The organism is Caulobacter sp. (genome assembly GCF_965279145.1).
Lineage (GTDB): Bacteria > Pseudomonadota > Alphaproteobacteria > Caulobacterales > Caulobacteraceae > Caulobacter.
In genome coordinates, this window is record NZ_OZ257139.1 from 2729795 (window position 1) to 2750231 (window position 20437).

General features: G+C 67.2%; 10 protein-coding genes. 4 read left to right on the forward strand and 6 right to left on the reverse strand.

All coding sequences use genetic code 11. The features are described from left to right. Positions 1–58 precede the first annotated feature (58 nt). A complete protein-coding gene (locus tag ACQY9P_RS12825) occupies positions 59–1390 on the reverse strand; it encodes an oligogalacturonate lyase family protein (protein WP_421738887.1) in 1332 nt (443 codons plus the stop codon). 8 nt (positions 1391–1398) lie between these two features. After that, entirely contained in the window at positions 1399–3378 is a 1980-nt protein-coding gene (locus tag ACQY9P_RS12830; protein WP_421738886.1) for a rhamnogalacturonan lyase, read from the reverse strand. A gap of 365 nt (positions 3379–3743) precedes the next feature. Here ACQY9P_RS12830 and ACQY9P_RS12835 point away from each other — a divergent pair, with 365 nt between their 5' ends. Continuing rightward, entirely contained in the window at positions 3744–6770 is a 3027-nt protein-coding gene (locus tag ACQY9P_RS12835) for a TonB-dependent receptor (RefSeq protein ID WP_421738885.1), read from the forward strand. A gap of 106 nt (positions 6771–6876) precedes the next feature. Here ACQY9P_RS12835 and ACQY9P_RS12840 read toward each other — a convergent pair whose 3' ends face one another. After that, positions 6877–9108 carry a beta-glucosidase family protein gene (locus tag ACQY9P_RS12840; protein ID WP_421738884.1) on the reverse strand — a complete coding sequence of 744 codons (2232 nt, stop codon included), beginning with the start codon at positions 9106–9108 and terminating at the stop codon, positions 6877–6879. A 59-nt stretch (positions 9109–9167) separates the two neighbouring features. After that, complete coding sequence (locus ACQY9P_RS12845; RefSeq protein WP_421738883.1) at positions 9168–10211, reverse strand: LacI family DNA-binding transcriptional regulator; 1044 nt, start codon at positions 10209–10211, stop codon at positions 9168–9170. Between the two features lie 665 nt (positions 10212–10876). On the opposite strand from ACQY9P_RS12845, the gene ACQY9P_RS12850 reads away from it, so the two are divergent. From ACQY9P_RS12850 to ACQY9P_RS12860, 3 genes are all read left to right on the forward strand, one after another. Next, a complete protein-coding gene (locus ACQY9P_RS12850) occupies positions 10877–13975 on the forward strand; it encodes a TonB-dependent receptor (RefSeq protein WP_421738882.1) in 3099 nt (1032 codons plus the stop codon). Between the two features lie 149 nt (positions 13976–14124). Further along, positions 14125–15744, forward strand: a complete 1620-nt coding sequence (locus ACQY9P_RS12855) for a tryptophan halogenase family protein (RefSeq protein ID WP_421738881.1) — start codon at positions 14125–14127, stop codon at positions 15742–15744. Positions 15745–15848: 104 nt separating this feature from the next. Then, complete coding sequence (locus tag ACQY9P_RS12860) at positions 15849–17402, forward strand: tryptophan halogenase family protein (RefSeq protein ID WP_421738880.1); 1554 nt, start codon at positions 15849–15851, stop codon at positions 17400–17402. Between the two features lie 108 nt (positions 17403–17510). Here ACQY9P_RS12860 and ACQY9P_RS12865 read toward each other — a convergent pair whose 3' ends face one another. Together ACQY9P_RS12865 and ACQY9P_RS12870 are read right to left on the reverse strand one after the other, a co-directional pair. Beyond that, on the reverse strand, positions 17511–19655 hold the full coding sequence (locus tag ACQY9P_RS12865; RefSeq protein WP_421738879.1) for an ATP-binding protein: 2145 nt from the start codon (positions 19653–19655) through the stop codon (positions 17511–17513). Next, positions 19652–20377 carry a response regulator transcription factor gene (locus ACQY9P_RS12870; RefSeq protein ID WP_421738878.1) on the reverse strand — a complete coding sequence of 242 codons (726 nt, stop codon included), beginning with the start codon at positions 20375–20377 and terminating at the stop codon, positions 19652–19654. Before ACQY9P_RS12870 ends, ACQY9P_RS12865 begins: the two co-directional genes overlap by 4 nt. Positions 20378–20437: the final 60 nt, after the last annotated feature.

Sequence of the window (20437 nt, forward strand, 5' to 3'; positions counted from 1 at the left end):
GAGTCATTGCGGTCTTCCCCCTCCGGCCTTCGGCCGCCTCCCCCGCTAGGGGGAGGATTTACTGAGCCGCCTTCGCCAGCTCCACCGCATACACATGACTGGCCCCGTGCATGTTGGAGCGGAACACGATCCACTTCTGATCAGGGGTGAAGTTGACGTTCGGCTCCAGCCGATAGTCGTGGGCCTTCATGTTCACCAGCTTCTCGGTGTCGATCACGCCCGGCTGGATCAGGGTTTCCGAGCCCGGCGCGTGGATGCCGGCCACGTCCGGGATCGTCCGGGGGCGCATCAGGTACAGCCATTTGCCGTCCGGTGCGTGGGCGACCATCTCGCTGTCGCCGCCGTCGCCCGCGAACAGCTTGCCGTCCGGCGAGCTGTTGAAGTGCACCGACCAGGCGTTGCGATCCAGGTGCAGCCAGGTGCGCTTGCCGGTGGCGATCTCGTAGCCGGCCACCCAGAAGTCCTCGCCGCGCGGGGTCTGCAGATCATACCAGACCGTCTTGCCGTCGGCGCTGAACCACTCGTGGCCGGCGATCTCCATGTTCATGGTGCGGGTGTGGATCTTGACCGGAGCATCGGCCCTGTCGGTGCGCACCAGCCATAGCCGGTCGACCTTGTGCCAGGGGCCCTCGTGGCAGAACATCAGCAGGTTCGGATCGGTCGGCGAGAACTGCAGGTGGTTCAGCCAGTCGGTGGCCTGATGCACGATCCTGCGCTCGCCGGTCACGGTGTTGATCGTGAAGATCTCCATCGGGATGCGGCTGTCCAGGCGCGCATTCAGTTGCACCTCGCGGCCCTCGGCATAGCTCAGGTCGCGACCGTCGGGGCCTTTGACGTCATCGGGATTGCGGGGCAGGGCCTGGGCCGCGTCCGCCGGGACCGGCACGTCGGTGCGCACCGCGACGCCGGCCAGCAGGGTCTCGTCGGCATTGAGGGTCTGCAGGCCGCCGCGATCCAGCGTGGCCACCTGCCGCGTGGTCCCGGTGTAGGGATCGATGGCCATGACCACCTTGGGGCCGTTCGGCGCGTCGCCCACGGCCTTCTCGTAATAGACCGCGCCCGTCTTGCGGCCGACGAACAGCAGCCGGACCTTGCCTTCAACAATTTTGCGCAGGGCCCGGGTCTTCAGATCCATGACGGTGATGCCGCCCGGGCTCGAGAACACCAGCCTGTCGCCCTTGGGCGTATAGGCGTTGAAGTTGAAATACAGGCTGGAGCTGCCGGCCTCGCGCGACAGCCGCACCACCCGGTGGCCGGTGTCCCTGTCGATCCATTCCAGAGGCGGTTCGGCCGCCCCCGCCGCCGGATGGGTCATCACGTCCTGCGCGCGCGCGGCGGGAGCGAAGGCCAAGGCCGCCAGGGCCAGCAGGGACAGCAGGGGAGCTTTCATCGGACGACTTACCGTGTGCGGATGTTTGGACGGGGCGCGGGCTTCATGCCGTCGCCGAGGAAGAAGTCGGGGTGCGGCGGCTGGTTATAGGCCACGTTCTGCCAGGCGATGCTGAGCCGATATTCCGCATCCTGCATCAGGGTGGTGATGCGCAGATCGGTCGGATAGGGCGTGGCGTAGATCCGCAGCGACTGGTTGTCCTCGGCCCGCCAGATCACCTCCTCGCGCCAGTCGCCCAGGATGTCGGCCGACAGGGCGGGCGTCGACTTGGTGCCGTTGTTTGAGGTCATGCCCTCGGCGGTCAGCAGGGGCCTGGCCTCGCCGGCCGTCCAGTCCCACTTGCTGATCTGGTTCTTGTCGAGCAGTTCGCGCAGCGGATCGCCGTCCCACCAGACGGCGAAATTGGTCTGGCGCGGATGCTTGACGCCCTCGATGACCTTGCCCTGGGCGGTGTAGAGGTTTTCGGAATTGCTGCCCCAGGCTTCCGCGCCCGCGAAGCGCGGGTCGATATCGGCGGCCAGGCCCCGGCCGGTGTCCTTGTCGGTGGGCGTGGTCCACAGCACCTGGCCGGTGCGGGCGTCCAGCATGGCCGCGCCGATCCCGCCGTTCTTGCCTGGGCTCTCGTGAACGCCGAACTTCTCGAGGCCCGGCCGGGTGGGGTCCAGGTCCGACACGTGCATGGTGTCGCCGTGATAGAGCCTGGCGGTCCACAGGCCCTTGCCGTCATCATCCACGGCCATGGAGCCGTAGAGGATCTCATCGCGGCCGTCGGCGTCGACATCGGCGACGCTGAGCTGGTGGTTGCCCTGGCCGCCGAAGCCCTCGGGCGCGGTGTTGCTGTCGAACAGCCAGCGCTGGGTCAGTTTGCCGCCGCGCCAGTCCCACGCCGCCAGGGTGGTGCGGGCGTAGTAGCCGCGCGCCATGACGATGCTGGGATGGACGCCGTCCAGATAGGCCACGCCGCCCAGGAAGCGGTCGGAGCGATTGGCGTAGCCGTCGCCCCATAGCGCCGTCTGCTGCTCGGCGGTGGGCGCGTCGGTGTCGGGATTGCGGGGCGGCGCATAAGGCGCGCTGGCCAGGGCGGCGCCGGTCAGGCCGTCGAACACGGTCAGGAACTCGGGGCCCTTCAGCATGCGGCCCACCAGGGGCGCGACCTTGCTGCCGTCGGCCTTCACGACCGCGCCCGTGCGGTCCATCTGCACGACCTCGCCCTGCGTTCCGCGCCAGTCGGCGTCAGGATCGCCGATCACCTTGCCCCGGCCGTCGACCGTGCCGTCGCTGGTGCGGGCGACCACCTCGGCCCGGCCGTCGCCATCGAAGTCAAAGACCAGGAACTGGGTGTAGTGCGCGCCCGCCCGGATGTTGCGGCCCATGTCGATGCGCCACAGCCGCTGGCCCTCCAGCGTATAGGCGTCGAGGATCACGGGGCCGGTATAGCCGGCAAAGGCGTTGTCCTTGCTGTTGGTCGGGTCCCACTTGAGGATGATCTCGTAGCGCCCGTCGCCGTCCAGGTCGCCGACGCTGGCGTCATTGGCGGTGTAGGTGAAGGCCTCGCCCGAGGGCGTGGTCCCGCCCGGCGGCTGTTGCAGCGGGATGGAAAGATAGCCCCGCGCCCAGGCCGCGACGGCCTTGTCGCCCGGCTGTTCCTTTCCATCGACAACCGCGCGCACGCTGTAGGCGTCGCCGGGCTTGCCCTTGGGATCGACCTGGTTGGTCGCGCCCCTGAGCGGCCTGGCGTTCAGCCGCTTGCCGCCCCGGTAGAGATTGAAGGCGACATCGTCCGGATCGTCGCCCAGCAGCCGCCAGCTGATCAGCACGCCGCCGCCCAGGGCCCGGACGGCGACCACGCCCCGATCCAGTCGCTCCATGCGACGGGCGGGCGGCCCGTCGGCCAGGGCGGGCGAGAGGCCCGAGCAGAGACTCAAGGCGGCTGAAATCGCCAGGGCGGAGCCCGTCCGCCACGCCGTCATGCGGGCCTTGCTGCTCATCGTCATTTCCATCCCGTCACACTTTTTTCCGGTCCGGCGCCGATCCGCGCGCCGGGAGGCATGACCTGGCCGCCGTGACAAATCCCTTTTGGGACAGGGGGTTGGCCGTCACCGGTCCGTCGTTTTGCCAACGATGGGGCCTGGCGATCTTTCTAGACCATGAAACCGGCGATATGTCTTCCCACAAAATGCATTGACATCTCAATATGTGGCACTTAGTTTTTGGTCGTAAGCTGCCGCTGATAGGGTCGCGGCGGAATTATAAGACAAATGGCGCTGGCGGCGCCGGGCTGAGAAAAATCACGACGACCGGGGGTCTCCAAAAGGGACGCGTCGATCGTGAAGAGAAAACTGGGAGGGACACCATGCGAGCTAAACCATCCGCGCGTCTGCGCGCCGTCACGACGACGTCCTGGATCGCCCTGAGCCTGGCGGTGGTCACCGCCCAAGGCGCCCAGGCCCAGACGGCCGCCAAGAGCGAGGACGCCACGCTGGTCGAAGAGATCGTCGTCGGCACCCGCGCCAGCCTGCAGTCGGCCATCGAGCGCAAGAAGCGCGCCGGCACGATCGTCGACTCCCTGGTGGCCGAGGACGTCGCCTCCTTCCCCGACAAGAACATCGGCGAGGCGCTGTCGCGCATCACCGGCGTGCAGCTGGCCCGTGACTTCGGCGAAGGCACCCAGGTCAGCATTCGCGGCGTCGAGCCCGACCTGAACCGGATCGAGATCAACGGCGTCGGCGTGATGGGCTCCACGTTCGGCGGCGCCACCTCGCGCGGGGCCGACTTCCGCGAAATGGCGGCCGAGCTGGTCAAGTCGATCGACGTCTACAAGGGCTTCACCGCCGACATGACCGAAGGCGGCATCGGCGGCACGGTCAATATCGAGACCCGCAAGCCGCTGGACCTGAAGGCCCCGCTGCTGTCCTTCACCGGCTCGGCGCAGAAGGTGGACCTGGTCGGCAAGACCCGCGGCCGCTTCAACCTGACGGCCGGCACCAAGTTCCTGAACGGCCGCCTGGGCATCCTGGGCAACATCACCTTCGACGACAACGACACCCGCCAGGACTATCGCAGCGGCACGCAGTGGCAGCGGATCTTCGACTTCGACAAGTCGGCCGAAAAGACCGTGACCAGCACCGACTCGCGGTTCGCGGCGATCGCCAACCAGGCCGATTGTACGACCGCCTTCAGCGTCGCCGCCGACCGCACCAGCTGCCAGTCGCAGTGGTACGACTACAATGGCGGCGTCCCGGCCCGTAACCGCATCCTGATCCGCCACGACAAGCGCGCTTCGGCCGACGGGACGATCCAGTTCCAGGTGACCGACAGGCTCGATGTGTATTTCGAGGGCCAGTACAATCGCCGTGACAACTTCCTGACCGACTACAACTACACGGTCGACTTCACGGCCCTGTCGCGCTTCGACCAGACCCAGCCCTTCGTGGTCGACAAGGGTCACAACCTGATCGAGTGGACCTCCGGCTCGACCCCCGCCGCCGCCGCCAACATCTTCGGCTCGGGCCAGCGCGCCTTCTCGCAGTTCCAGGACACGATCTACAAGATCGCCGGCCTGAACTATCGGGGCGACAACCTGACGATCAAGGGCATCCTGTCCCAGGCCAAGGGCTGGACCACCAACGACACCAACCAGATCGCCATCAACGCCAACATCCCCGGCATCAAGGTGAAGCTGGACGAGTTTGGCCGTCCCAACTTCACCTTCCCGACCGGTTTTGATCCGCAGAACGCCTCGACCTACACCCAGGTCTCGGTGCAGTACCGCCCCGTCGAGGCCGAGAACGCCGAGGACATGGCCAAGATCGACCTCGACTACGATGTCGACATGCCGTTCTTCACGCGCTTCGAGACGGGCCTGCAGCACCGCAAGACCACCTCGCTCAGCTATGCCGGCGGCGGTCGCATCGACGCCGTGACCGGGGCGGTCGTGCCGTCGGCCAACTTCACCCAGAACGCCAACCTGGCGGCCGCCGGTCCGTTCAGCCCGTTCAAGGCGGCGCCCGCCAATCCGCTGACCCCGGTCAGCGGCGCGGTGAACATCACGACCAACTTCAACTGGTCGGCCGCCCAGATCGCCCAGTTCGTCCAGACCGCGGGCATCCAGACGCCGGGCCAGTTCTTCAAGGGCTACAGCGACCGTGACGGCTCGTTCGTCAACAGCTGGCTGGCGGCCAACTATGGCGCGGTGGGCCAGTTCTTCGACACGTCCAGCTTCAACCACAGCACGGTGCGCACCGCCGTCGGCAGCGACGGCAAGACCTATGACCAGATCCCGGCTTCGGATCTGAGTGAGCAGGTCGACGCCGTCTATCTGAAGGCCAACTATGCCTTCGAGGTGGGCCAGTTCCCGGTGCAGGGCAACTTCGGCGCCCGCTACGTCAAGACCAAGGTCGACGCGGCCGGCGGCCTGACGGTGCGCGAGCGTCGCCAGACCGGCACCACCAGCGGCGGCGCGCCCATCACCACGGACGTGACCGTCGGGGTCAAGGAAGTGTCGATGAAGGACAGCTATTCGGACCTGCTGCCCGCCTTCAACATGGAAGTGGGCCTGATCCCCGACAAGCTGGTCGCCCGCGTCGGCTACGCCAAGCTGCTGGCCCGTCCGCAGGTGAGCTTCCTGGTGCCGGCCGCCAACTGCCTGTTCGACGTCACGCCCGCGGGCCTGGTCGACTCGGTCGACGACACCTGCTCGGCCGGCAACCCCAAGCTGGATCCCTATCGCGCCGACGAATACGACTTCAACCTCGGCTGGTACGCCAACCGCGATACGCTGATCAGCGTCGCCTACTTCTACAAGGACGTGAAGAGCTTCATCGTCGGCCCGGTTCTGGTGCCCAAGGTCGACCTGCTGGGCGACGGCAAGCTCTACACCGTGACCCAGCGGATCAACGGCACGGGCGTCAAGCTGAGCGGTGTCGAGGTCTCGGCCCAGACGGTGTTCAGCTTCCTGCCGGCCCCGCTGGACGGCTTCGGCAGCAGCATCAACTTCACCTACAACCACGCCAAGAACGTGGGCCTGTTCAACTCGCTGAGCGGCGAGGAACTGCCGTTCCCGGGTCTGTCGAAGACCAGCTACAATCTCGTGCTCTTCTACGACAAGGGCCCGATCAACGCCCGCCTGGCCTACAATGTCCGCTCCGATTACCTGGTCACGGTGGCCGAACGCTCGGGCAATCCGAAGTTCGCCGAAGGCACCGGCTATCTGGACGGCAAGATCACCTACCGCGTGCCCAACACCAACTTCCAGGTCTATGCCGAGGGAAAGAACCTGACCGGCGAGACCGAATACGCCACCTCGGGGGCCGACATCCGCAACTCGGACTTCTCCTATCCGGGCAAGCGGTTCCTGGTCGGCTTCGGCATGAAGTTCTAGGCGCTCATACCTGTGATGAGGGCGGCGATCGGGAAACCGGTCGCCGCCCTTTTTTTGTGCGCGACCCGGTCTCCCGGATCGCGCCGCGTTCAACAGGATACGGCTGCTACTTGGCCAGCGGACCGACCGGCAGGGCCTGGGCCTTCAGGCTCACCGTCGTGGTCGCCGCCGACGCGCGCGACGAGGCGCCGACCGACACCGCATAGTCGCCGGCCGCGATCGACCAGCCATGGGCCTTGGCGTCCCACACCGACAGCAGGCGCGGATCGACCGTGACGGTCACCGTGGTGCTGGCGCCGGGCGCAAGATCGACCTTCTTGAAGCCGCCCAGCCGTTGGGGCGCCTCCCAGCCACCGGCCTTGGGCGAGACATAGACCTGGGGCACGTCCTTGCCGGCGCGGGCGCCGACATTCTTGACCGCGAAGCTGACGGTGAGGACGCCGTTGTTGTCCTGCGCCTTCAGGTCGGAATAGGCGAACCGGCTGTAGGACAGGCCGTGCCCGAACGGGAACAGCGGCTCCAGCTTCTTCAGGTCGTACCACTTGTAGCCGACGGCGGCGCCTTCGATCGCATAGTCGACGTCGAACTTGTCATCGGGCTTCTTGGGATCACCATCCAGCTTGGGACGCGGCAGTTGCGCCTCGCTGGCCGGGAAGGTCACGGGCAGGCGGCCCGAGGCGTCGACCTCGCCGGTCAGCACGCGGGCGATGGCCTCGCCACCGCTGGTGCCCGGGTACCAGGCAGCCAGCACGGCGGGCACCTTGGCCAGCCACGGCATGGTCACCGGGCCGCCGGTCTCCAGCACCACGACCGTGCGGGCGTTGGCCGCCGCGACGGCGGCGATCATCGCGTCCTGGTTCCGGGGCAGGGCCAGGGACGGGACGTCTTCCGACTCGGTCGCCCACTGGTCGGCGAAGACCACGGTCAGGTCGCTGGCGGCGGCCAGCTTGGCGGCGGCGGCCGGATCGGTCCCGTCGGCATAGGTGATCGTCGCGTTGGGGAAGCGCTTCCGCAGCGCCTTCAGCGGCGAGGACGGATAGTAGATCACCGGACCGGGCCAGGTGGCGGGCATCAGACCCTGCACCGCGCGGCCGCCGGCCGGATAGACCTGGGACGAGCCGCCGCCCGACAGCACGCCGGCGTCGGCATGGCCGCCGATCACCGCGATGGTCTTCGCCGTCCTGGCCAGAGGCAGCACGCCGCCCTCGTTCTTCAGCAGGACCATCGCCTCCTCGGCGTCGGCCTGGCTGACGGCGCCGTTGGCCTTCAGGTCGATCGGGGCGATCTTGACCGGCTTCTCGACCACGCCGCTGGCGAACAGGGCGCGGGTGATGCGGCGGGCCATGTCGTCCAGGCGCGCGCCGCTGACGGCGCCGCTGGCAAGGTCGGCCTTCAGCACGTCGCCCAGGAAGTCCTGCTTGTCGAAGGCGCGGCCGGCCGACTGCTGGTCCAGGCCCGCATTGACCGCCTTGGAGCCGGAATGCACCGCGCCCCAGTCGGACATGACATAGCCCTTGTAGCCCCAGTCCTTCTTCAGGACGGTGTTCAGCAGCCAGTCGTTCTCGCAGGCATAGACGCTGTTGACGCGGTTATAGGCGCACATCACCGAGTGCGGGTCGGACGCCTCGATGGCGATCTGGAAGGCCAGCAGGTCGGAGGTGCGGGCCTCGGCGTCGCCGATATTGGAGCTGACGACGAACCGGCCGGTCTCCTGGTTGTTGAGGGCGTAGTGCTTGATCGTCGAGACGATGTGGTTGGACTGGATGCCCTTGATCTGGGCCCCGACCATCGTGCCGGCCAGCAGGGGGTCCTCGCCGCCATATTCGAAGTTGCGGCCGTTGCGCGGCTCGCGGGTCAGGTTGACGCCGCCGGCCAGCATGACGTTGAAGCCGGAGTCGCGGGCTTCGGACCCGATCATCGCGCCGCCCTTGAAGGCCAGGTCGGGATTCCAGGTGGCGGTGGTGGCCAGGCCCGAGGGCAGGGCGGTGCGTTCGCGGAATTCCTTGGCGCTGCCCTGGGTGGCCACGCCGACGCCGGCGTCGGTCTGCCACTGTTCAGGAATGCCCAGGCGCGGCACGCCTTTCACATAGCCGGCCGAGCCGGGCAGGGCGCCGTCGATCCGGGTGTATTTCGGCTTCATGTCGGCGCCGAAATAGCCGAACACCAGGGTCAGCTTCTCATCCTGGGTCATGGCCTTGACCACCAGGTCGGCGCGGGTGTCGGGATCGAGCTTGGGGTCCAGCCAGGGCTGGCTGGTCTGGGCGTTGGCGTTCAGCGCCGTCGCCGACGCACCGATCATCAGCGCCAGGGCCAGGCCCTGGAATGTCTGCCGGTTCATGTTTCCTCCGTACTCTTTGTCTGGGCCGCCGGCCGTGATCGGCTCGGCGGCGAAGGGGGTCAGGTCTTGCGCTTCGGCGGTCCGTCGCCGCGCACGGGTCCGGTCGACTCGCGCACGACCAGACTGTGCTGGGCCAGGAACGGCGCGGCGGCCTTGCCGGCGGCGTCGTTGGCGTTCCAGGCGCTGAAGGTCTGCAGGGCCCGCAGCGCCATCTGTTCAAAAGGCTGGCGGATGGTGGTCAGGGTCGGCCAGATCACCCCGGCGATCGGCGCGTCGTCGAAGCCGACCACCGAGATGTCGTCCGGAATCCGCAGGCCGCGGCGCTGGGCTTCCATGCAGGTGGCGGCGGCCATGTCGTCATTGGCGGCGAAGATGGCGGTGGGCGGCTCGTCGATCTCGAGCAGGGTCCTGGCCGCCTCGATGCCCGTCTTGAAGGTGAACTCGCCGTCGGCGATCAGTTCCGGCGCCGGGCGCGGCAGGCCTCGGGCGGCATAGGCCTCGAAGAAACCGTTGCGGCGATGGGTGCTGGCGGCGTGGTCGGGATGGCCCGAGATGTGACCGATCCGGGTGTGCCCCAGGGAAAACAGGTGCTCGACCACCTCGCGGGCGGCGGCGCGGTCGTCCATCGCGATGGCGGGAAAGTAGGGGTCGGGGCTGGTCGGCGAGATCAGCACGCAGCGGACTTCCAGTTCGCGCATCAGCTCCTTCAGCGGACCAAAGTCGCACTCGGGCGGCAGCAGGATCATCTCGCGCACGCCGCCGTCGGCGACGAAGGCGCGGATGCGGTCCTGCCAGCCGGCGACCGGGCCGTCGAACAGGTCGACCGTCAGGTGGCGGCCGGTCTCGACGCAGGCCAGCAGCAGGGCGTGGTGGACCTTGGTGTGATAACCGCCGCTGGGATCACCCATCAGCACCCCGACCGAGGACGAGGTCTGCGAGCGCAGGCTGCGCGCCACGGCGCTGGGCTGATAGCCCAGCTCATGCATGGCCGCGCGAACGCGGTCCCGCGTCTTGGCGCTGACGCTCTCATGATCGTTGAGCACGCGAGAGACCGTCTTGGGCGAGACATCCGCCCGCGCGGCCACATCGTGAATCGTCGCCATTGCGTTCCTGCACCCGGTTTCGCGTTCTTGGTGGCCGGACTCCACCACGGTGAAGGTGGCGGGGGCAAGGCGACGCGTCATGCAAGTCATAACCCAGGCTGTCCACGTTGTCATGCATAAGGACAAATTGAAGTCATTTCGGGTCATATTGCAGGACATTTTGAGGACATGAATTGGCATCAATCGGTCTGGATTTCGGGGCGTTCCGGGTGATCGGGGGTGGTGTGGGACGAGCTTGGGCGATCCTGGGAAACCGCTGTCATCGCCGGGTATCCTGACCCTTCGTCGCCAGAGTCGCCTCGCGGAATCAGGAAGCTGTTGGAAATCCGAGGATTTATGCGCCACCAGATATGTCTTTCCGTTCGGACTGGCCTTGGCGGGACTAGGTCTTCGCACTGAAAAACGCCTTGCGCCGCAAGAATGACAACGTTGACATTTTGGTTGACTTGGTCGGGACATTTGATGATGTTGACGCCAACCGATAACGGCGTTGGGCCGGAATCGTCAGCCCGGGCGCTGGGGGTCGCCGTCAAGAACGGACAACGCGGACAACGGTTCGCCGGGCCAAAAGGCGCTCAATCGGTTCTGGAACGCGTCGCGTAGACGGCGCGCCCGGGAACGGGGCGAACGATCAAAGAAAAACATCTAGTTGGGGAGCGAGGAATTTGACCAATCAACGTAGGACAGCCGTGCTGACGCGCGGCCTGGCGGTGGCCCTTCTGGCCGGCGCCTCCCAGGTGGCCCTGACCACCAGCGCATTCGCCCAAACAGCCGCAGCGGACGCCGTCGAAGAGGTGGTGGTCACCGGGGTTCGCGGATCCCAGATCAGGTCGGTCGACGTCAAGCGCAAGGAAGTCTCGATCGTCGACGCCATCTCGGCCGAAGACATCGGCAAGCTGCCCGACGTCACCATCGCCGACTCGCTCCAGCGCATTCCGGGCATTCAGATCAAGCGCGACGCGGGTGAAGGCTCGACGGTCAACATCCGCGGTCTGGCCCAGGTCATCACCCTGCTGAACGGCGAGCAGTATCTCAGCGCGGGCAACATGGGCTCGGCCCAGCCGAACCTGCTCGACGTGCCCTCGCAGCTGATGAACCAGGTGCTGGTCTACAAGTCGACCGACGCCAAGAACGCGCTGTCGGGCATCACCGGCACGATCGACCTGCGCACCCGCCGTCCGTTCCAGATGGCGAAGGGCCTGCAGATCGCGGGCGGCCTGGAAGGTCAGACGGGCGAGCGCACCAAGGAAAACGACTACGTCGCCAACGCCCTGGTCAGCTGGCGCAATGATCGCGTGGGCATCCTGGCCTCGGTGGCCGGCAGCGAGTCGAACCTGGGCAACAACTCCTCCGGCGTTGTCGGCCTGTCGGGCAACAACGACTGGGGCGGTTCGGCCGCCAACAACTTCATCTCGCCGCACGGCTTTGAAAGCTTCAACCGCGTCGTCGAGCGCAAGCGTCTGGGCGTCAATGTCGCCTTCGAGGCGGACTTGGGCGAAGGCTTCACCCTGATCGCGGAAGGCTTCTACGCCAAGCTTGACGAATACAATCGCGCGTCGGGCATCAATATCTCCAACCGCTGGGACGGCGGCGCCTTCGGCGTCTGGACCCAGCCCACCGCGTCGGAAGCCACCGGCCAGAAAAGCTCCGGCAACGGCCGCCCGTGGCTGGCCGTCGACGAGTACGACATCGACGCCTGGTGGGTGAACACCTTCTCGGTCAACCGCACCACCAAGTCGACGACCAAGAACTACAACCTCGAACTGAAGTATGACAACGGCGGGCCATTCACCAGCGAGGTGCGGGCCATCCGCGCCAACGGCGATCGCCTGAGCATGAACGGCCAGGCCCAGGGTGACCTGAGCAACTGGCAGTACGGCCCAGGTCGTTTCAATCTGTTCCGCGATCCCGCCGACCGCACGCGCGGTCCGTTCTATCCGGCGTCGATCTGTTCCAAGTATCCGGCCGCGCAGCGCAGCAACGCCGTCGTCGGCAGCGCCGGCGGCTGTTACCTGAACCCCAACCCGCAAGGCTACGGCGCCAATCCGCAGCTGCACTACAATATCAGCGGCGACAAGGCGATCTGGAGCGGGTTCGACCGTCCCCTGGCCGGCGGCCTGGGCGCGGGCAAGTCGCTCAAGGACTATATGGCCAACAAGGACAGCTACGCGATCGCGGCGTTCTCCTCGGAAGGCAATAACGAGATCAACTCGGACATGAACGTGTTCCGAGCCGAAGGGCACTATGATTTCGAGGATGATTTCCTAGGCTTCATCACCAAGGTCGACATCGGCGTCCGCCAGAGCGATCGCACGGTCAATGTCGAGCAGTTCCACCTGTTCTCGCCGTTCTACGGCGGCACACCGGGCGCGGTTCAGGCCAACGGCCTGCCGGTGCCGGCCGCCGGGTGTTACGCCCAGTGGAAAGCCATCGACGTCGTGATGAACCAGGACCAGTGCCAGGCGGGCGAATTCGTGCCCAACCCGGCCGGCGGCGCGCCGATCTTCCAGGGCTACACCGTCAATCGTCCGACCAAGATCGACGCCTATAACAACGTCATCTTCCAGACCAACCTGGGTGGCATCACCCAAGGCATTCCGGGCTTCTGGGTCGTTGATCCGCACGACTTCGACAACGTCGCCGCCTTCCAGAAGAAGGTGTTCGGCGCGGCCGTTCGCTATCAGATCCCTGGCCAGACCTATGACGTGACTCTGAAGGAGCAGAGCGCCTACGGCGTCCTCAACTTCGCGGCCGGCAAGCTGTCGGGTAATCTGGGCCTGCACGTCATCCAGACGCATCTTCTGGTGAAGCAGAACCTGACCGGCGCCACCCAGAACTACGGCGACACCAACCTGGACGTCGGCGACACGGTCTCCAACCGCAAGTACACCGACTGGCTGCCGTCGCTGAACGCGATCTATGACTTCAACGACAATCTGAAGTTCCGCTTCGCCTACAGCAAGACCATGCAGCCGCTGGACCTGGGCAATTACGGCGGCGGTCTCAGCATCTCCACCGCCGACTGCGGCACCAAGCCGGGCCGCTGCGTGACGGGCGCCAGTTCGTCGGGCAACCCCAACCTGGATCCCTGGCGCTCGAGCAACTTCGACGGCGCGGTGGAATACTATGTCGGCCGGGCCAGTATGGTCAGCCTCTCGGCCTTCAAGCTTAAGATCGACAGCTTCGTGACCAACGGCACGACCACGGGCACGTTCAAGGATGAGGACGGCACGCCGCGTACGGTCAATGTCACCCAGCCGATCCAGGGCGACGGCGGTTCGGTCAAGGGCGTCGAAATCGGTACAAAGCTGGCGTTCAGCGATCTTCTGACCGACGGCGGCTTCTTCTCCAACTTCGGCATCGACGCCAACTATACCTACTCGCCCAGCTCGGAATCGCGTCTCGGCCTCGACGGCAAGAAGCTGCCGTTCACCGATAACTCCAAGCAGCAGTACAATCTGATCGGCTGGTATCAGGACGACAAGTTCCAGGCCCGTTTGGCCTACAACTATCGGACCGATCGCCTGTCCAGCGTGACGGGAAGCTCGGGCGACAACCTGCCGATCTTCCAGAAGGCCACCGGCTATGTTGACGTCAACGTCAGCTACGACGTGCGCGACAACGTCACCATCTATGCCAACGGCTCCAACGTGACCGGCGAGATCGAGAATTACTACGTGAAGTTCGCGCAAGGTAAGACTCAGTACGCCAACCAGAACGAGTTCGAAGCCCGATACACCGTGGGCGTTCGCGCGAAGTTCTAAGACCTGACCCCCTCTCTGCGGGCCGCTGTGACCCCCCGTCACAGCGGCTTCTTTTTTCGCGCGGTGGGGCTAGCATTGACCCCGAGACGGGCGCGCTGACGTTGGCGACGCAGGAGCCGAAAGAGCTTCGGGGGTGTTTGGGAGCCGGCATGCAAGACACCTCGCACGACAACCGCATCCGCAGCGTCGTCATCGTGGGCGGCGGCACGGCCGGCTGGATGGCGGCGGCCAGTCTGCAGCGCCATTTCAAGGGTTCGCCCCTGAAGATCACCCTGATCGAAAGCTCCGAGATCGGCACGGTCGGCGTGGGCGAGGCGACCATCCCGACCATCCGCAATTTCTACCAGAACCTGGGCCTGACCGACCTGGACGTGATGCGGGCCACCCAGGCCACCTGCAAGCTGGGCATCCGCTTCAACGACTGGCTGAAACCCGGCTCATCATTCATCCATCCCTTCGGCCTGTTCGGCCAGGACCTGAAGGGCGTGCCGTTCCATAACTACTGGCTGCGACTGAAGGCCCTGGGCGACACCGCGCCGATCGGCGAGTATTCGCTGGGCGCGTCGCTGGCCCGGGGCGGCAAGTTCACCCTGCCGTCGCGCAATCCGCCGTCCAGCCTGTCGGTGTTCGACTGGGCCCTGCATTTCGACGCCAGCCTGTTCGCCGGGCTGATGCGCCAGGTCGCCGAGGCGGCCGGGGTCTCGCGCCTCGACGCGCGGATCACCAAGGTCAATCTGCGTCCCGACGACGGCTTCATCACCTCGGTCGACCTGGACAACGGCTCCACGGTCGAGGGCGATCTCTTCATCGACTGCTCGGGCTTTCGCGGCCTGCTGATCGAGGAGGCGCTGCAAACGGGGTATGAGGACTGGTCGCAATGGCTGCTGTGCGACCGCGCCCTGGCCGTGCAGAGCGAGGGTGTCGGCGAGCCGCCGCCTTATACCGATGTCACGGCCCAGACCGCCGGCTGGCGCTGGCGGATCCCGCTGCAGCACCGCTACGGCAACGGCTATGTCTATTCCAGCCGACACATCAGCGACGACGACGCCCTGGCCGAACTGACCGGCGCCGTGCCCGACCCTCTGCTGCACGCGCCGCGCCAGATCCGCTTCGTTCCGGGCCGTCGCCGCAAGGCCTGGAACAGGAACTGCATTGCCCTGGGCCTGGCCTCCGGCTTCCTGGAACCGCTGGAAAGCACCAGCATCGCCCTGATCGAAACGGGCATCGAGAAGATCAAGCAGCTGTTCCCGGACCGCGACTTTAACCCGGCCGTGATCGACGAGTTCAACGACATGTCGAAACTGGAGATGGAGCGCGTGCGCGACTTCATCATCCTGCACTACAAGGCCAACCAGCGGGGCGACACGGCCTTCTGGCGCGACTGCGCGGCGGTCGAGATCCCCGACACCCTCAAGCACAAGATCGAGTTGTTCCGCGAGCGCGGCCACTTCATCCGCTATCGCTGGGAGATGTTCCAGCCGGCCAGCTGGCTGGCCATCTATACGGGCTTCGACATCCTGCCCAGGACCTGGGATCCCAGCCTGGACGGGGTGGACGTAGAGCCGCTGAAGCGGGGCCTGACCGAGATGCGCAAGGCGGTCAGAGACGCGGTCGCCGCCGCGCCCTCGCATGGGGCCTTCATCGAGCAATATGCGCGGCCTTCTTCTCCTCCGTTCTCCCCGGCGAAGGCCGGGGCCCAGATCGAACCTATGGAGGCAGGCGCTCTTGGCTCAGGCGGAGGGCGCGTCATCCCCAGACGCTCAGGCTGAATCTGGGCCCCGGCCTGCGCCGGGGAGAATGGATTTGGTTGAATTTTCTCCAAGTCGCGATGCCCCGCCGGGAGCGTGACAAAATAGAACAAGGCTGGGATAGAATGAGCACGGACACCAATCCCAACGGCATCCGCAAGGTCGTGATCGTCGGCGGCGGCAGCGCCGGCTGGATCTGCGCGGCCATGGCCAGCCACTATTTCCACAAGACCGGCGTGGCGATCGAGCTGATCGAGTCCGAGGAGATCGGCACGATCGGCGTGGGCGAGTCCACCATCCCGCCGTTCCTGCAGCTGATCCATAGCCTGGGCATCGACGAGCAGGACTTCATCCAGAAGACGCAAGCCAGTTTCAAGCTGGCGATCCGCTTCGAGAACTGGCGCCAGAAAGGGCAGGCCTATTATCACCCGTTCGGCCAGATCGGCGGGCCGATCGGGCGGCACGAGTTCTATCAGTGCTGGCTGCGCGCCAAGGCCAATGGCCATCCCTCCAACCTGCAGGATTTCGCACCCGCCACGGCGATGGCCGATCAGGGCAAGTTCATCCCGCCGGCCAGGGCCCAGCGCACCCTGCTCAGCGGCGCCAGCTACGCCCTGCATATCGACGCCAAGCTGGTGGCCAAATACCTGCGCGACTTCGCCGAGGCGCGGGGCGTGGTCCGCACCGAGGGGATCGTCACCGATGTGGTCACCCGGCCCGACGGCTTCGTCGACAAGGTGATCATGAAGGACGCCCGCGAGGTGTCGGGCGACCTGTTCATCGACTGCTCGGGCTTTCGCTCGCTGCTGGTGGGCCAGACCCTGGGCGAGGCCTTCGTCGACTGGTCGGACATGCTGCTGTGCGATCGCGCGGTCGCGGCCCAGACCGAGAACGTCGGCGATCCGCATCCCTACACCCTGTCCCAGGCGCAGGATGCCGGCTGGCGCTGGCGCATCCCGCTGCAGCACCGCGCCGGCAACGGCTACGCGTTCAGCAGCCGCCATCTCAGCGACGACGAGGCCGTCTCGACCCTGCTCAGCCAGGTCGAGGGCGATGTGCTGCTGGGGCCGACGATCATCCCGTTCAAGACCGGCATGCGTCAGCGCTTCTGGAGCGGGAACTGCGTCGCCATCGGCCTGGCGGGCGGCTTCATCGAACCGCTGGAATCCACCGCCCTGCACCTGATCTATCGGGGCATGGACTTCCTGCTGCGCTTCTTCCCGGACCGGGATTTTGATCCGGCCCTGGCGGCTGAATACAATCGCCGCATGGCCGGCGACTATGAAGAGATCCGCGACTTCATCGTGCTGCACTACTGCACCAGCCAGCGCGACGACACGCCGTTCTGGCGCGAGGCCCGCGCCGTTGCGCTGCCCGACAGCCTCAAGGCGCGCATCGAGCTCTTCCGCGCCTCGGCGGCGCTGCCGGACGGGATCGACGACATGTTCCGCGCGCCCAGCTGGCAGTCGGTCATGGAAGGCATGGGCGTGCGCCCCCGCCGCTATCAGCAGCTGGTCGACACCGTGCCCTATGCGGTGATTTCCCAGACCCTCGACCAGTCGGCGCCGATCCTCAAAGCCCAGGCGGCCGGCCTGCCCAGCCATGGCGAGTTCCTGGCCCAGCACTGCCCGGCGGAGCCGTTCGTGCGGGCGCCAAAGGCGCAGGCCGCGCTGGTCTGACCGGCCTAAACCCGCTCTTCCCCGCGAAGGCGGGGACCCAAGCAGAGTATCCAACACGTCCTTGGTTTGCTCAGCTTAGGTCCCCGCCTTCGCGGGGATGAGCGGAGATCAAGACGCCACCCGCGCCATCGGCAACCGCACCTCCGCCACCAGCCCCGTCTGGCCCCGGCGCAGGCGGATGTCGCCGCCATGTGCGCGGATGGTTGAGCGCGAGGTGGATAGCCCCAGCCCGACGCCCTGCCGGGTCGAGTTGCGCGCCTCGGCGCTGCGGTAGAAGGGCAGGAACACCCGGTCCAGCTCGGTGTCGGCCAGGCCCGGCCCCCTGTCGCTGACCTCGGCGACGATCTCGTTGCGGTCGCGGAACAGCCGCACCTGGGCCTGGTCGCCATATTTGACGGCGTTGTCGATCAGGTTGGCGAACACCCGCTGGACGCTCAGAACGTCGACCTCGACCTCGGCCGGTCCGCCCGGTTCCAGGCTTACATCGGCCCCCACCACCTCGGCGTCGTCGACGGCGCATTCGATGATCGAACGCAGGTCCACCCGCCGGCGATCGCCGGCCTCGGCGTTTTCGCGCATGAAGGTCAGGACCGAGGTGATCATCGCCTCCATCTGGTCCAGGTCCCGGGCCATCTCGCGGCGCAGGCCCGGCGAGGCCCGCTCGATGCGGAACCGCAGTCGCGCCAGCGGCGTGCGCAGGTCGTGCGAGATGGCGCCGATCATGCCGTTGCGGTCCTCGACATAGCGCCGCAGCCGGGCCTGCATCTGGTTGAAGGCGCGGGCGGCCTGGCCCACCTCGGCGGGACCCTCCAGAGCCATCACCTCGGCCGTGGGCTCGCGGCCCAGGCGCTCGGCGGCTCGGGCGAAGTCGCCCAGCGGCGCGGCCAGCCGGCGGGCGAAGATCCAGCCCAGCGGCGCGACAATGGCGAACGAGATGCCGAACCACAGCATCATCCGCTTCTGCCAGGCGCTGGGGAAGGCTTCCGGCTGGGTGCGCAGGGTCACCCAGCGATCGGGCGCGACGCGATAGGCGGCGATGAAGTCGCCCTCGATATAGGGCGCCTGCGACAGGCCAAACAGTCCGCGCGCGCTGGGCGCGGCGATCCGGCGTCCCGGGTCGGCGCTCGGTATGGCCGCCTTGACGGCCGCCGCCGCGGCCAGGACGGGCGCGCGGGTGATCGCAGGCTCGGGCGTCGGCGCGGCCCTGACGGTCAGGGGCGCGGGCGTGGCGACGGTGTCGCTGCGGGTCTCGCGCGTGACAGGGTGAAAGCCCTGGATCGGCTTCGCGCCGGTGGTGGTGGGGCTGATGATCGCGGTCGAGCGATAGACGAAGCCGCGCTCCAGCCCGTCGCCGCCGCCGAACCCGCCGGCGGACGCGCGCATCGGTCCGATCGGGCCCGACAGACGCCCGACGGCGGGCGCCGCGCTCATGTCGCCGGCGGCGCGGTTCAGGCCGGGCAAGGGCATGACCATGGCCGGACGTGAGACGACCCTGTCACCCGGCGCGCTCATCAGGGCGGGGCGTTGTCCCGCCTGGAGGGCTCCGCGCGGGGCCTGAGCCTGCGGGAAGCGCGAGGCCCAGACCGGCGGCGGGCCGCCGCCTGAACCGGGACGCAGGATGACCATGCCGCCCGGACGCGCGCCCGGCGGTGGCGTCATCATCCCGCCCCGAAAGTCCGGAGCGCCGGAGCCGTCGGGCCGCGCGGGGAAGCCCGGCGGCGGCAGGACCATTCCGGTCGCCGAGGCGGGCGGTGTCTGGGCGGCGGCTGGCGGCGCGATGGCCGAGCGCAGACCGTCCAGCAGGCCCAGGCCCAGACCCAGACGGGGGGAGGGCGGCTTCTGGCCCTCGGGATTGGTCAGGGCGCGGGTCGGCGAGCCGGCGAAGGGCAGGGGGGCGTAGAACAGCAGGCGCACGTCATCGGGATCTGCGTTCAGCATCCGCGCCAGATCGGCGTGGGCGGCTTCGGAAACGAACCAGCCGGGGCTGTCCAGGCTGGGCGGCTGGTCGTCGGCGGCGCGCAGCAGCGGCTTGGCGCCCTGGGTGGCCACCGGCGCGCCGCGCAGGCCGGCGGCGATGTCGGCCAGGCTGTGGCGGGGCGGCGGCGTGGGCGGCAGCAGCAGGGTCAGGGCCAGGGTGACCAGCTGGGCCACGATGATCCCGCCCAGCAGCAGGGCCACGATCTGGACCGCGATCGGCGGGCTGAGCCGATGCCGCGCGGGCCAGCGCCACGGGCGAGAGGCCGTCCTGGTCATTGCGCCACCACCCTGGCGTCCAGCACATAGCCCACGCCCCGATAGGTCTTGATGATCTCCTGGTCGGTCTGGGCCTCGATCTTGCGGCGAAGCCGGCTGATGTGCAGATCCACGCCGCGTCCCACCACCTCGGGCTCCTCGCCCCTGACGATGCGCAGCAGGTCCTCGCGCGGCACCACCGTCTGGGCGTTCTCGAGCAGGGTCGACAGGATCGACAGCTCGCCCCGGGTCAGCAGCAGCAGCATCCCGTTGGGCGCGGTCAGCTGGCGGGCCGCCAGGTCCAGGCGAAAGCCGGCGAAGGCGTAGGACGAGCGCCGGGCGCCCCGCGCGCCGGCGCCCCGGCGACGCATCAACGCCTTGACCCGGGCCAGCAGTTCGCGCGGCGGGATCGGCTTGACCACATAGTCGTCGGCGCCCAGTTCCAGGCCCAGGATGCGGTCGACGGGATCGCCCAGGGCGCTGAGCATCAGGATGGCCGGACCGCCATCGACGGCCAGGCGACGACACAGGGAAAGGCCGTCCTCGCCGGGCAGGTTGACGTCCAGCACCGCCACGTCCACCGGATGGGCGTCGATCAGCTCACGCGCCTCGACGGCCGAGGGCGCCTGATGCACCACATAGCCCTGCGACTCCAGGTATCCGGCCATTTCCTGGCGCAGGTCCCGGTCATCTTCCACCAGCAGGACGACGGCGGGTTGCGAGGTCTGAACGTCGTGTCTCATGGCTTGAAAACTATGACAGGTCCGCCACGGCGCGCGTCGCGAAAGCAAGGCGGAGCAATG

Coding starts and splice junctions, on each gene's coding strand:
- ACQY9P_RS12860 (WP_421738880.1), top strand. CDS start 15,849: ATGAGCACGGACACCAATCCCAACGGCATCCGCAAGGTCGTGATCGTC.
- ACQY9P_RS12865 (WP_421738879.1), bottom strand. CDS start 19,655: ATGACCAGGACGGCCTCTCGCCCGTGGCGCTGGCCCGCGCGGCATCGG.
- ACQY9P_RS12835 (WP_421738885.1), top strand. CDS start 3,744: ATGCGAGCTAAACCATCCGCGCGTCTGCGCGCCGTCACGACGACGTCC.
- ACQY9P_RS12830 (WP_421738886.1), bottom strand. CDS start 3,378: ATGAGCAGCAAGGCCCGCATGACGGCGTGGCGGACGGGCTCCGCCCTG.
- ACQY9P_RS12870 (WP_421738878.1), bottom strand. CDS start 20,377: ATGAGACACGACGTTCAGACCTCGCAACCCGCCGTCGTCCTGCTGGTG.
- ACQY9P_RS12825 (WP_421738887.1), bottom strand. CDS start 1,390: ATGAAAGCTCCCCTGCTGTCCCTGCTGGCCCTGGCGGCCTTGGCCTTC.
- ACQY9P_RS12840 (WP_421738884.1), bottom strand. CDS start 9,108: ATGAACCGGCAGACATTCCAGGGCCTGGCCCTGGCGCTGATGATCGGT.
- ACQY9P_RS12845 (WP_421738883.1), bottom strand. CDS start 10,211: ATGGCGACGATTCACGATGTGGCCGCGCGGGCGGATGTCTCGCCCAAG.
- ACQY9P_RS12855 (WP_421738881.1), top strand. CDS start 14,125: ATGCAAGACACCTCGCACGACAACCGCATCCGCAGCGTCGTCATCGTG.